The organism is Vreelandella maris (genome assembly GCF_013371085.1).
GTDB lineage: Bacteria > Pseudomonadota > Gammaproteobacteria > Pseudomonadales > Halomonadaceae > Vreelandella > Vreelandella maris.
Genome location: NZ_JABWCV010000005.1, coordinates 26,670 through 39,069 on the forward strand (window position 1 = coordinate 26,670; position 12,400 = coordinate 39,069).

Below are 12,400 nucleotides of genomic sequence, written 5' to 3' on the forward strand. Positions count from 1 at the left end.
AGGGATACCCTACGGCCATCACTTTTTTCTTTGCCCTATCATTTTGGAGCATGCAATGACGATCTTGATTATTTGGCTTGTCGCCTTTTGCCTGATTGCTTATTTTGTCAATGACCGCTGGAACAAGGGCGTTAGCCAAGGGTTGGATAAGATGTTGCCCAGTGTGCTGAAGAGTCATGGCAACAATCGCTACTTATGGGTGATTTCGCTGGCAGTACTGGGAGCCACCACCCTGATCCAGCCCGTAGAAATGCTGTTGGTGGTCATTCTGCTAGCCCTTATTGGTTGGGCCATCATGGCACTGGCTAATTGGGCAAGTAACAAGACCCATCATTAAGTTAGCCGCCATAAAAAGTCAGTTGCCATAAAAAAGCCCGGCCATCTAATAAGATGGCCGGGCTTTTTTGATAACAAAATACTATTGATCGACAGCAATCAATTAGTAAGGTGCAACACTTATGCTAGCGCCGCTACCGATTAAGCGTACACGCTGACCAGCTTGGAACTGGCGGTCTGCACGCTGAACGACAACAATATCGGTACCGTCGTCACGACGAATTTCCATTTCAAGGGCGTCAACGCGGTTAGTCGCGTCTTCAGCTGCCGTACCCGCGACGGCACCGCCGAGTGCGCCTGCCACGGTTGCCAATTGACGGCCTGAACCACCGCCCACTTGGTTACCCAGAAGGCCGCCGATAATGGCGCCACCACCGCTGCCTAAAAGGCCTCCAGCGCGGCTGTCGGCTTGAATCTGTACCGGGCGAACCGCCACGATAGTGCCGTAGGTAACGCTTTGGCCGGTTTTTGCTTGGTTGCCGCGATAAACATCACCCGAGTATCCCGAGGTGTTGGCACATCCAGCCAACGTGAGAATACTTAAAGCTACAGCCGGTAGAAGAAGACGTTTCATTAAAACCTCCAGAGTGTCTATTGAATTAACTGTCGCCTACACCGCCATCGTTAAACGGCAAAGTGAAGAGCAATCGTAGTTATAAAACGGTGTTCGTTAAAGGTAGCTGATGTAAACCGTTTTGACCAGCAATCGATGGAAAAGGTCAAAGCTGACAGCACAGTAGTCACGAAACATCATAACGGCGATCATAGCGGAAAGTGTAACAGCGTATTAAGAAAACAGTGTGCAAATACCTAGAATGAACCAAAACAGGAGGCCGTTAGGCCTCCTGTGCAGGGATCAAAAAGTAACGTGGTGATTATTACCCAAATTGATTCATGGTGTTGTCTTTGCCACCGGCCTTGAGCGCGGCATCACCGTGGAAGAACTCTTTATGATCATCACCGATATTGGAGCCTGCCATATCCTGGTGGCGAACCGTGGCGATGCCCTGACGAATTTCCTGGCGCTGGACGCCTTTCACGTAAGCCAGCATACCTTCATCGCCAAAGTAGCCTTTCGCCAGGTTGTCGGTGGAGAGGGCGGCCGTATGGTAAGTCGGCAGCGTAATTAAGTGGTGGAAGATGCCTGCTTCGCGAGACGAGTCACGCTGGAAATTACGTGTCCACTCATCGGCCAGCTGACCCAGTTCGGTGTCGTCGTACTCGGCGCTCATTAACTTGTCACGCTGGTAGGCAGAAACATCCTTACCTTCTTCCTGCCACGCATCGAACACTTGCTGACGGAAGTTGAGCGTCCAGTTGAACGACGGCGAGTTGTTGTAGACCAGTTTGGCATCCGGCACGACATCGCGAATCCGGTTTACCATGCTGGCGATCTGGCCCACGTGGGGCTTTTCGGTTTCGATCCAAAGCAGGTCGGCGCCGTTTTGCAGGCTGGTGATGCAGTCCAGAATGACGCGGTCTTCGCCAGTGCCTGCCTTGAACTGGTAAAGGCCAGAGGCGAGGCGCTTGGGCTTAACCAGCTTACCGTTTTGCTTGATGACAACGTCGCCGTTATTGATGTCGGCGGCGTTTTCGATCACATCTCCGTCGAGGAAGCTGTTGTACTGATCGCCGAGATCGCCTGGCTCATTGGTGACGGCAATTTTTTGCGTCAAGCCTGCGCCGAGTGAGTCGGTACGCGCGACGATCACGCCATCTTCAATACCGAGTTCGAGGAAGGCGTAACGCACGGCGTTAATTTTAGCCAGGAAGTCTTCGTGGGGCACGGTGACTTTACCGTCCTGGTGACCGCACTGCTTCTCATCGGAAACCTGGTTTTCCAGCTGAATGCAGCAGGCGCCCGCTTGAATAAACTTCTTGGCGAGCAGGTAGGTGGCTTCTGCATTACCAAAGCCCGCGTCGATATCCGCAATGATCGGAACGACATGGGTTTCGTAGTTATCGATTTTGCTGATTAGTTCCTGTTCTTTGCCGCTGTCGCCAGCCTCTTTGGCTTCATCTAGGGCGCGGAACAGGTGGTTAAGCTCCCACGCATCGGCTTGTTTCAGGAAGGTGTAGAGCTCTTCGATGAGATTCGCGACAGAGGTCTTTTCGTGCATTGACTGGTCGGGAAGCGGGCCAAACTCAGAGCGCAGCGCGGCAACCATCCAGCCGGAAAGGTAGAGGTAGCTACGCTTGGTGGTGCCAAAGTGCTTTTTGATCGAGATCAGCTTCTGCTGACCAATAAAGCCGTGCCAGCAACCCAACGACTGGGTGTACTTTGAGGTATCAGCGTCATAGGCAGCCATATCCTCGCGCATGATTTTGGCGGTGTATCGAGCGATGTCCAGGCCTGTGTGGAAGCGGTTTTGTGCACGCATACGGGCGGCGTATTCCGGTTTGATGGCGTCCCATTTGCCGCCTTGCGCTTCGCGTAACTGGGCCATTGCTTTGATATCGTCGAGCAGTCCTGTCATGAGCTTATCCTCTTCGGGCTGGATAGTGTTTCGCAAATCAGCTTTTGCTTATGCTGCACCTGCGAAGTTGTATTTAGCATTATTGAATTTCGTGATTGTGTCTCTAGGTCAATCGTCTCTCAGCCAATCGTCTCTCATGCAAACGTCTTGAAAGCTAGAAGCAGCAGCGCTAGAGACTTCAGCTACAGCGTTGAGCGCGGGCTTGATGGCTTGATCAAATCGGCTTAACGCTGCAATGCAATAACTATCCACGAGGATGGCTCACTCAACAATTGACACTTCGGGGCACAGGGGGTTGTAGCCCGACGACAACGGGGTAGAGGAAGGGAGGGTTTGTGTAGTCGTTTTTCGTCAAGATGGCGGCAAGAGCGCACAAAAAAGCACTGCCGAGGCAGTGCTAGAGATCAATCAAGAGGGCTTATTAATCGAGCGAAAGTGTCATTTCTCGATGGGGAATGCCCGCATCCAGAAATTCATCGCCATGAGCGACGAAGCCCAGCCGCTCATAAAACGCCAGCGCATGCACCTGAGCGCTGAGGGCCACCTGGGGGTGGCCCGCATGACGTGCCGCCTCAATCGCAGCCTGCATCAGCAGTACGCCAATACCGGTGCCGCGGGCATTAGCGAGTACCGCGACACGGCCAATGTGCGCATCGGGTAGCAGGCGTGCGGTGCCCACTGGCTGGCCGTCAAGCATAGCGAGAAAGTGCTGGCACGCCGGATCCAGTCCATCCCACTCTTCTTCCTGTGGCACGTTCTGCTCGTCGATAAACACCTTGCGGCGGATCTCGCTAGCTGCCGGGCCAAGTGTCTCCCAGTTGCCACTACTAATCTGAGTAATCGCCATTAATACGCCTCGTCGTCCTCACCTTCATCGCCCATAAAGCCCAAGCTGCCGGTGTTAACCAGCTGGGTAATAAGCGCTGCGGCACCGTCAATCTCAAGGTCTTCGGCGTAGAGTGGGGTGGTATCGGCTAGGCGTTTGGCTAATTCAGTTGAACAGGCATGGCCGTCACCATCCACAAATAGCGTGGTACCGCTGGCATCGCGGCGCCAGGCAAAGCGTGAGCCAGGCATATGGTAAAGCGGCTCACCCTCTTGTAGTTGAGCAACAAGCGCTGCTTCGGTTAGCGGCGTTTCAAGTGGCACTACTTGATCCACATACTTGGGCTGGGTCATTACCCGGCCAAACCACTGGGCAATCTGAGTGGGGTTGTCGAGCGTTGACATGATCAACTGGCGCATACGTTCAACGGCGGCGTCGTCCAGCTCACCGACCTGCTCGGCAGGCGCCATGCCCGCATCACTATAACGCTGTGAGGCAGGAAGCTGCTCGCCCAAATAATCCGCATAGGAGGTAATTGCCTCATCGGCGGAGGGCGCGCGGAAGCCAATCGAGATCGTCATGCAATCATCGCTTTGGCTCACACCGTGATGTGCCCAGCCAGGGGGTAGATAGAGCATGTCGCCGGGGTCAAGCACCCAATCTGAATCTGGTTCTACGGTGAATTCTTTCAAAATGCGAAGATCAATGCCTTGGATGATCGGCGCATCTTCCGTAAGCTTGCCGCCCAGCTGCCAGCGGCGGTGGCCGCTGGCTTGGAGTAAAAAGACATCGTATTGATCGATATGCGCGCCCACATTGCCGCCAGGAGGCGCATAGCTGATCATCACGTCATCGAGCCGCCAGCGTGGCAGGAAGTCAAACTCGTCCATTAGCGCGGCGACCGCAGGCACGTAATGGTCAACGGCCTGCACGAGAAGGCTCCAGTTGTTCTCTGGCAGCCGTTCAAAGGTGGCTTCATCAAAGGGGCCATGGGAGACCTGCCAAGGCCCGTCGGGGCCTTCTTCTTCTACCAGGCGTGCCTCTACGCCAGGCTCGCAGGCGAGTCCCGCCAGCTCATCAGCTTCAATCGGGCTAATGAAATCGGGCATTGCGCCACGAATCAGCAGCGGCTTTTGCTGCCAATAATTGGCCAGAAAGTCTGCGGCGGTAAGATCGCCCAGCAGTGTTAGCGGCTTATCGTGATGGTTCATGGCGTGTCCTGGTGTAGTGGTCGCAGTAACGTTGGTCACAACAAATGGGTTACAGCGAGTTTAGCTGATGTGTCAGTGCTTCGGCTTGTGCCTGGGCATTACCAATATAATTGGCCGGTGAGAGCGCCTTCAATTCGTTTTTGACGTCGCTGGGTAGTTCAAGCGTATCAATAAACGCTGCAAAGCCTGCTTGGTCAATACGTTTGCCCCGGGTCAGCTGCTTGAGTTTTTCGTAGGGCTTCTCAATGCCGTAGCGGCGCATCACCGTTTGAATCGGCTCGGCGAGCACTTCCCAGCTGTTATCCAGATCAGCGTCTAAACGCTCGGGGTTGGCTTCGAGCTTGCTGATACCTTTCAAGCTGGCGTGATAAGCAATTAAGCCATATGCCAAACCGACACCTAGATTGCGTAGTACGGTGGAGTCGGTGAGGTCGCGTTGCCAGCGGGAGATCGGCAGCTTTTGCGCCAGGTGGCTAAGTACTGCGTTGGCCAGGCCCAGGTTGCCCTCGGAGTTCTCAAAGTCGATTGGGTTAACTTTATGCGGCATGGTGGATGAGCCAATTTCGCCCTCGACCGTGCGCTGCTTAAAGTAGCCCAGTGAGATGTAACCCCATACGTCGCGATCGAAGTCGATTAAAATCGTATTGAAGCGGCAAATGGCATCAAACAGTTCGGCGATATAGTCATGAGGTTCGATCTGAGTCGTGTAAGGGTTGAACGTTAGGCCCAAACCTTCCACAAAAGTGCGCGCGTTGGCTTCCCAGTCGATCTCAGGGTAGGTGGTCAGGTGGGCGTTATAGTTACCCACGGCGCCATTGATTTTGCCAAGCACTTCCACCGCTTCAATCTGCTTAAGCTGGCGCTTAAGGCGGTAGGCGACGTTGGCCATCTCTTTGCCTAACGTGGTCGGGGTGGCGGTTTGACCGTGAGTACGTGACAGCATGGGCTGCGCGGCATGGGCAACCGCCAGCTTGGCAATCTCGTCAACCACTTCGTGCATGGTGGGCAGCATGGCTTTTAAGCCGTCGCTGAGCATCACACCGTAGGAGAGGTTGTTGATATCTTCGCTGGTGCAGGCAAAGTGAATGAACTCGGTGACTGCGTGGAGCTCGGCCTGACCGGCGATCTTCTCTTTTAGGAAGTACTCAACCGCTTTGACGTCGTGATTGGTAGTGCGCTCGATCTCTTTGATCCGCTCGGCATCGGCAATCGAAAACTCACGAATCAACTGCTCAAGAAACGCCGTCGCTTCAGCGGAGAGGGGCGGCACTTCGACGATGTTCGTGTGCTCGGCCAAGCGCTGCAACCAGCGAACTTCCACAATCACACGGGCGCGGATCAGGCCGAATTCGCTGAAGTGTTCGCGCAGGGCGGCGGCTTTAGAGGCGTAGCGGCCGTCAACGGGGGAGAGGGCGGTCAAAGCAGAGAGTTGCATGGCATCTTTTCCAGGAAGTTCGAAAGAAAATTAGTCGAGAGCAGATTAATCGATAACAAGTCGGTCAAATAGATCGGCGGACTAGTTGAGGCTGTCCAGCGCCCGGCGTAGCGCTTTGCGCTGGAATACTAGCTTCCAGCGACGCCCGCCTTGCTGGTGCCACAATAAGCCAAAGCGAATGCCAGCCATTAAGCAGGCGCGAACGCGTTCAGGCATCATGCGGCTTTGCAGCAGGGATGGGTCGCCTTGCACCACAATGCGGGTTTTAAAGGTGGAGATCGTTTCTTGGTACGCTTCCCCTAAGCTGGCGACCACGTTTTCATGGGTGGGACCGAAGTGCTCGGCCTGACCCTGGATGCGGGTGAGCTTTTGGCCCAGGGAATCCATCATGCCGGTATTGGTGCGCAGTTTATTCATCAGCATGAGCAATGAAAAACCGTAACGCAGTACCACCGGGTTCGCCTGTTTGCGACCCACCAGAGCTTCCAGCGTATCCAGGCCGCGGCGAAGGTTGTTGGGATGACCGCCATAGATGGCTTCGAAGCTTGCCGGATTGGTATCCACGGTGGCTTCAATCAACGTTTCCCAGGCGCGCGGGTCTACCTGACCGGTGCGGGCGAGCTCGTCCACCAGACTGGCGGCTTGAAACACACCCGCCAGCGCCAGCGCTTGGCGAGCTGCCGGGGAATCAGGCGCGCGATGAATCGGCGTAGTGGGGTTCATGCAGCAGCCTCCGCGGCTTTCTTCCAGGTAGCGCGAATAACGCCGCCGCCCAAGCAAATGTCGCCATCGTAAAGCACCAGCGACTGACCAGGCGTGACGGCCCACTGCGGGTCATCGAAGGTGACCTCTACGCCGCCGTCGGGCAGTACGCATATTTCACAGCCGCAGTCACTTTGCCGGTAACGCGTTTTGGCGGTAAAGCGGCCCTGCTGAACCGGCGGCTCGCCTGCCACCCAGTCCATCGCCTCGGTGGTCAATGTATCGGAGTAAAGCAGTTGATCGTGCTTACCCTGCACCGCGATCAGTACATTGCGATCCAAGTCTTTCGCTGCCACGTACCATGGTTCTTCTGAGTAGTTGGCAAGCCCGCCAATGCCTAGCCCCTGGCGCTGGCCAAGGGTGTAGTACATTAGCCCCATATGTTTGCCGATGACATCGCCATCCGGTGTCTCAATGGTGCCAGGCTGGGCGGGTAGATACTGCTGAAGGAAGTCGCGAAAGCGCCGCTCGCCGATAAAGCAGATACCGGTAGAATCTTTTTTCTTGGCGGTAATCAGTCCGTGCTGTTCTGCCAGCGCACGCACGGCGGGCTTTTCCAGTTCGCCCACGGGGAACAGGGTGCGGGCAATGGCGGCTTCCGGCACCGCATGCAGGAAATAGCTTTGGTCTTTATTACCGTCGAGCCCTTTCAATAGGCGCGGTCTGCCTTCACGAACGCCTTGGCGAACATAGTGGCCGGTAGCGATTTTGTCGGCCCCGAGCATTTCGGCGTACTCAAGAAACACCTTAAACTTGATTTCCCGGTTACACAGAATATCCGGGTTGGGCGTGCGGCCCGCTTTGTATTCGGCTAAAAAGTGCTCAAATACGTTATCCCAGTACTCGGCGGCAAAATTAGCGGTATGCAGCTTAATACCCAGCTTTTCGCAGACAGCCTCGGCGTCGGCGAGATCCTCTTTGGCCGTGCAATATTCGGTGCCGTCGTCTTCATCCCAGTTTTTCATAAACAGGCCTTCCACCTCATAGCCTTGCTGCATGAGGAGAAGGGCAGAAACGGACGAGTCAACGCCGCCGGACATACCGACAATCACTTTGCCGTTAGCGTTTGGCGCAGTAGTGGATGGCATAAGCATCCTCAGTAGATGTAGTGTGCAATTGGGGAAAGATTATACACGATGCGGGGTAATGGCTTCGAGTGCTTCACTCGCGAATCACCGTCAGCGGATAACACGGCCCGCTGAGCGCATCTTCGATACGTTTGAGTACCAGTGGGCTACGTAGGCGTGACTGTTGATCTAATTCGCGCAGTTGCTCAAGTGTCAGCCAATGTGTGGCGACGATGTCAGGGTCCAAAGCAAGGTCGAGCTGATGCAGAGGCGCGGCAATAAAACCGTGGCTATGAAACGTTCGCCCGTCATCGGTATGAAAAATATATAGCCCCAGATAACCGGTAAGCGACACGCGCCAGGCGGTCTCTTCCTGTACCTCGCGCAGAATGGCTGTGATGGGCCCCTCACCGGGCTCGATATGTCCGGCGGGCTGGTTGAACACGCTATGCGGCCCGCCGCGCTGCTCTTCCACCATTAAGAAGTGCTCGCCTCGCTGTATAACACAGGCCGCCGTGCTGTGAATAAGGCTCATGATGGCTTCCTGCGTTTAGCGGCGGGTCGTGCTCGCTGAGCCGTTCGCTTATTTGGGGCTGTATTCGCCGGTCGGGGTGCGTGCAGGGTCTCTTTACGCCACTCGCCAGGCGCTAACCCTTCCAATGTCCAGGGGCCAATGGAGACGCGAATCAAGCGCAGCGTAGGAAAGCCTACGTGAGCGGTCATACGGCGAACCTGGCGATTGCGCCCTTCGCTAATGGTTAGCTCCAGCCAGCTAGTCGACGGGTGGCGCTTGGGGTCGATAGGAGATTGGCGCAAGGCGGTGGTGGGAGGCTCCATTCGGCGAGCCTTCGCTGGCTGGGTCGGGCCATCTTTGAGGGTAATGCCCTGACGCAGTGCCTTGAGGGCCGTGTCATCTATTTGCCCTTCGACCTGCGCCCAGTAGGTTTTGGGCTGTTTGTGGCGTGGATGAGAGATGCGATGAATCAACTCGCCGTCGTCGCTGAGCAGCAGCAGGCCTTCAGAGTCGTAGTCAAGCCGCCCAGCAGGGTAAATGTCTTTGACATCAATATATTGAGCCAGTGTTTGGCGTCCTTCGCGGTCGCTGAACTGGCTTAATACTTGAAACGGCTTATGCAATAGATAGAGGTTGCTCATGACATCTCGTTACTCTTTTTACTTTCTATGCGCTCTTTGGACGGGACATGTCGACAATGCGCATGGCGGACAGCGCTGGTATACTCCGGCCTAGCTGCTGGGGCGTGCTGGGGGCGTCATCGTTATAAACAGGCTAGAGACCCGGCCATTAGTGAACTCGCGCTCCGCTCAAGATTTCTTGCAATCGTAGTGACAAGAGAGGTTAACGCAAAAATGACCAAAACGCCGAAGATCATCTATACGCTCACCGACGAAGCCCCCGCGCTTGCGACGTACTCCCTGTTGCCGATTATCGATGCCTTCACCGATTCAGCGGGTATCCAGGTAGAGACGCGCGATATTTCGCTGGCCGCTCGGATTATCTCTCAGTTTCCTGATTACCTGAGCGAAGAGCAACAGATCGGCGATCACCTGGCCGAGCTTGGCGAACTGACCAAGACCCCAGAAGCTAACATCATCAAATTACCCAACATCAGTGCTTCACTGCCTCAGTTGAAAGCGGTGATTAAAGAGCTGCAGCAGCAGGGCTACAAGCTTCCTGACTACCCGGAAGCGCCCCAGACTGACGAAGAGAAAGACATTCAGGCGCGTTACGACAAAACCAAAGGCAGTGCCGTTAACCCGGTGTTGCGTGAAGGTAACTCAGACCGCCGCGCACCGCTGTCGGTTAAAAATTATGCGCGTAAATACCCGCACCGCATGGGCGAGTGGAGCAGCGACTCCAAGTCCCACGTAGCGCATATGAGTGATGGCGATTTTTACGGCAGTGAGAAGTCGGCGCTGATTGAAAAAGCCACCGATCTTAAGATCGAGCTGATCGCTAACGATGGCAGCGCCACCGTACTCAAGCCGAAAACATCCGTACTGGAAGGCGAAGTCGTTGACGGTGCGGTAATGAGCCGTAACGCGCTGCGTCGTTTCGTGGCGGAAGAAGTGGCCGACGCCAAAGCGAAAGATGTGCTGTTCTCGCTGCACCTCAAAGCGACCATGATGAAAGTCTCTGATCCGATCATGTTCGGTATGGTGGTTAGTGAGTTCTATCAGGACGTGCTTAGCAAGCACGCGGATGAGCTGAAGCAGGCAGGCTTTGATCCCAATAACGGTATTGGCGATCTCTACTCGGCGATTAAGTCGCTGCCTGAAGAGCGTCAGAAGCAAATTGAGGACGAGATCCAGGCGCTGTATGCCGAGCGTCCACGCCTTGCAATGGTGAATTCTCATAAAGGCATCACCAACCTGCACGTGCCCAGCGACGTGATTATTGATGCTTCAATGCCCGCAATGATTCGCGACTCCGGTAAGATGTGGGGTGCCGACGACCAACTGCACGATGTTAAAGCGGTAATTCCTGATCGCTGCTACGCCGGTATCTACCAAACCGTGATCGAAGACTGCAAACAGCACGGTGCGTTTGATCCGACCACCATGGGCAGCGTGCCTAACGTCGGCCTTATGGCGCAGAAAGCTGAAGAGTACGGTTCTCACGACAAGACCTTCCAGATTCCCACCGACGGCACCGTGCGGGTCACGGATACCGATGGCAACGTCGTGCTTGAGCACAGCGTAGAGCAGGGCGACATCTGGCGTATGTGTCAAACCAAAGATGCCCCGGTTCGCGATTGGGTGAAACTGGCGGTGAACCGCGCTCGTGAAAGCGGCACCCCGGCTATTTTCTGGCTGGACGCGCAGCGCGCCCACGATGCTCAGCTGATCAAGAAAGTAGAAAGCTATTTGAAAGAGCATGATACCGCTGGCCTGGATATTCGCATCATGACGCCGGAAGACGCGATGCGCTTCTCGCTGGAGCGTATCCGCAAGGGCGAAGATACCATCTCCGTGACCGGTAATGTTCTGCGTGACTATCTGACCGATCTGTTCCCGATCATGGAGCTCGGTACCAGCGCCAAGATGCTTTCGATCGTACCGTTGATGAATGGCGGTGGCCTGTTTGAAACTGGCGCTGGGGGCTCTGCCCCTAAGCACGTTCAACAGCTGTTGGAAGAGAACCACCTGCGTTGGGACTCACTGGGTGAATTTTTAGCCTTAGCCGCTTCGCTTGAGCATCTGGGCAGCACGTTCGATAACGCCCGAGCGAAAATGTTAGCCAAGGCGCTCGATCAGGCCAACGGTAAGTTCCTGGATAGTAACAAGTCACCTTCACGCAAAGTGGGTGAACTCGACAATCGCGGTAGCCATTTCTATTTAGCGCTATACTGGGCAGAAGCCTTGGCTGAGCAGAGTGGTGATGCCGAAATGCAGGAACTGTTCGGTCGCTTAACCGAAGCGCTAAAAGCCAAAGAGGCGACGATTGTCGATGAGCTTAATAGTGTGCAGGGCCAGCCTACCGATATTGGTGGCTACTACCATCCTGACCATGAGTTGACGGACAAAGTGATGCGTCCCAGCAAGACCCTCAACGAGACGTTATCCATCGTCGCTAAAGGCTAATCGCGCCCGTCTTCGATTTAAGCCTGAACCCCCGCCCGCTTGGCTTGGTGGGCGGGGTTTTACACTGCCTTCGCTACTACATCCTGTGATATTTTACTTTTTCCATGAACCCTTGCTGATCGGCAGCGTCTTACGTTCTAGTAAATTCGTTATAGCTGTAAATTCGCCATCGCTGTGAATTAGCTATAGTGAAACGTAGCGATGCTTACATCGGTCAGTCTTGAGACAACCAACCGTGCTGCTTATGTCCAACCAAGAGAGACCATACTTGTCCGACATACCCATGCTTTCGGGAATGACACGGCCAAATATGCCCGATGAAGATGGCGATTTAGCGGTTCAGTCAGCAGAACCAGCGCTGGCGCAACCGCCGCTTTATAAGGTGGTGCTTCATAATGACGATTACACGCCGATGGAGTTCGTCATTGAAGTACTGCAAGGTTTTTTCAACATGGATAGCGAGACAGCCGTTCAGGTGATGCTCGCCGTACATACCCAAGGAAAGGCCACCTGTGGCGTGTTTACGCGTGATATAGCAGAGACTAAAAGCTATCAGGTAAACGAGTACGCCCGTGAGTGTGAGCACCCGTTGATAAGTGATATTGAGGCCGCCAATTAAAAACGTTGAGAAATAATTGACGGTGAGGCTTGCAACCGTGCCATTTGTACCCGATGTTGAGAGT

General features: G+C 54.7%; 12 protein-coding genes. 3 read left to right on the top strand and 9 right to left on the bottom strand.

The genetic code is table 11. The features are described from left to right. The first annotated feature begins 55 nt into the window (after window positions 1-55). Window positions 56-337: a hypothetical protein gene (locus tag HUO07_RS05260; protein WP_176302688.1), complete on the top strand. Its 282-nt coding sequence runs from the start codon at window positions 56-58 to the stop codon at window positions 335-337. 102 nt (window positions 338-439) lie between these two features. Here HUO07_RS05260 and HUO07_RS05265 read toward each other — a convergent pair whose 3' ends face one another. The 9 genes from HUO07_RS05265 to HUO07_RS05305 form a co-directional block, all read right to left on the bottom strand. After that, window positions 440-910 carry an outer membrane lipoprotein gene (locus HUO07_RS05265; RefSeq protein WP_176302689.1) on the bottom strand — a complete coding sequence of 157 codons (471 nt, stop codon included), beginning with the start codon at window positions 908-910 and terminating at the stop codon, window positions 440-442. Window positions 911-1,214: 304 nt separating this feature from the next. Beyond that, window positions 1,215-2,813: an isocitrate lyase gene (locus tag HUO07_RS05270; RefSeq protein ID WP_176302690.1), complete on the bottom strand. Its 1,599-nt coding sequence runs from the start codon at window positions 2,811-2,813 to the stop codon at window positions 1,215-1,217. A gap of 421 nt (window positions 2,814-3,234) precedes the next feature. Then, window positions 3,235-3,660, bottom strand: coding sequence for a GNAT family N-acetyltransferase (locus HUO07_RS05275; protein WP_176302691.1), 426 nt, complete (start codon window positions 3,658-3,660; stop codon window positions 3,235-3,237). Next, entirely contained in the window at window positions 3,660-4,850 is a 1,191-nt protein-coding gene (locus HUO07_RS05280; protein WP_176302692.1) for a cupin domain-containing protein, read from the bottom strand. The genes HUO07_RS05275 and HUO07_RS05280 overlap by 1 nt, the downstream gene beginning before the upstream one ends. 49 nt (window positions 4,851-4,899) lie before the next feature. Next, window positions 4,900-6,285: an adenylosuccinate lyase gene (gene purB, locus HUO07_RS05285; protein WP_176302693.1), complete on the bottom strand. Its 1,386-nt coding sequence runs from the start codon at window positions 6,283-6,285 to the stop codon at window positions 4,900-4,902. A gap of 81 nt (window positions 6,286-6,366) precedes the next feature. Further along, complete coding sequence (gene hflD, locus HUO07_RS05290) at window positions 6,367-7,008, bottom strand: high frequency lysogenization protein HflD (protein ID WP_008958438.1); 642 nt, start codon at window positions 7,006-7,008, stop codon at window positions 6,367-6,369. Continuing rightward, window positions 7,005-8,135, bottom strand: coding sequence for a tRNA 2-thiouridine(34) synthase MnmA (gene mnmA, locus HUO07_RS05295; protein WP_176302694.1), 1,131 nt, complete (start codon window positions 8,133-8,135; stop codon window positions 7,005-7,007). Before mnmA ends, hflD begins: the two co-directional genes overlap by 4 nt. A gap of 73 nt (window positions 8,136-8,208) precedes the next feature. Continuing rightward, entirely contained in the window at window positions 8,209-8,649 is a 441-nt protein-coding gene (locus HUO07_RS05300) for an NUDIX domain-containing protein (RefSeq protein ID WP_176302695.1), read from the bottom strand. Then, window positions 8,646-9,269, bottom strand: coding sequence for a pseudouridine synthase (locus HUO07_RS05305; protein ID WP_176302696.1), 624 nt, complete (start codon window positions 9,267-9,269; stop codon window positions 8,646-8,648). The genes HUO07_RS05300 and HUO07_RS05305 overlap by 4 nt, the downstream gene beginning before the upstream one ends. Window positions 9,270-9,482: 213 nt before the next feature. Here HUO07_RS05305 and HUO07_RS05310 point away from each other — a divergent pair, with 213 nt between their 5' ends. Beyond that, window positions 9,483-11,717 carry an NADP-dependent isocitrate dehydrogenase gene (locus HUO07_RS05310; RefSeq protein WP_176302697.1) on the top strand — a complete coding sequence of 745 codons (2,235 nt, stop codon included), beginning with the start codon at window positions 9,483-9,485 and terminating at the stop codon, window positions 11,715-11,717. A gap of 310 nt (window positions 11,718-12,027) precedes the next feature. Further along, window positions 12,028-12,336 (top strand): ATP-dependent Clp protease adapter ClpS, encoded by a 309-nt coding sequence (gene clpS, locus HUO07_RS05315; RefSeq protein WP_176302856.1) that lies wholly within the window; start codon window positions 12,028-12,030, stop codon window positions 12,334-12,336. The last annotated feature ends 64 nt before the right edge of the window (window positions 12,337-12,400 follow it).

Excerpts from the sequence above, each read along its gene's own strand:
- HUO07_RS05260 (WP_176302688.1), top strand. The coding sequence starts at position 56 with ATGACGATCTTGATTATTTGGCTTGTCGCCTTTTGCCTGATTGCTTAT.
- HUO07_RS05265 (WP_176302689.1), bottom strand. The coding sequence starts at position 910 with ATGAAACGTCTTCTTCTACCGGCTGTAGCTTTAAGTATTCTCACGTTG.
- HUO07_RS05270 (WP_176302690.1), bottom strand. The coding sequence starts at position 2,813 with ATGACAGGACTGCTCGACGATATCAAAGCAATGGCCCAGTTACGCGAA.
- HUO07_RS05275 (WP_176302691.1), bottom strand. The coding sequence starts at position 3,660 with ATGGCGATTACTCAGATTAGTAGTGGCAACTGGGAGACACTTGGCCCG.
- HUO07_RS05280 (WP_176302692.1), bottom strand. The coding sequence starts at position 4,850 with ATGAACCATCACGATAAGCCGCTAACACTGCTGGGCGATCTTACCGCC.
- purB (WP_176302693.1), bottom strand. The coding sequence starts at position 6,285 with ATGCAACTCTCTGCTTTGACCGCCCTCTCCCCCGTTGACGGCCGCTAC.
- hflD (WP_008958438.1), bottom strand. The coding sequence starts at position 7,008 with ATGAACCCCACTACGCCGATTCATCGCGCGCCTGATTCCCCGGCAGCT.
- mnmA (WP_176302694.1), bottom strand. The coding sequence starts at position 8,135 with ATGCCATCCACTACTGCGCCAAACGCTAACGGCAAAGTGATTGTCGGT.
- HUO07_RS05300 (WP_176302695.1), bottom strand. The coding sequence starts at position 8,649 with ATGAGCCTTATTCACAGCACGGCGGCCTGTGTTATACAGCGAGGCGAG.
- HUO07_RS05305 (WP_176302696.1), bottom strand. The coding sequence starts at position 9,269 with ATGAGCAACCTCTATCTATTGCATAAGCCGTTTCAAGTATTAAGCCAG.
- HUO07_RS05310 (WP_176302697.1), top strand. The coding sequence starts at position 9,483 with ATGACCAAAACGCCGAAGATCATCTATACGCTCACCGACGAAGCCCCC.
- clpS (WP_176302856.1), top strand. The coding sequence starts at position 12,028 with ATGCCCGATGAAGATGGCGATTTAGCGGTTCAGTCAGCAGAACCAGCG.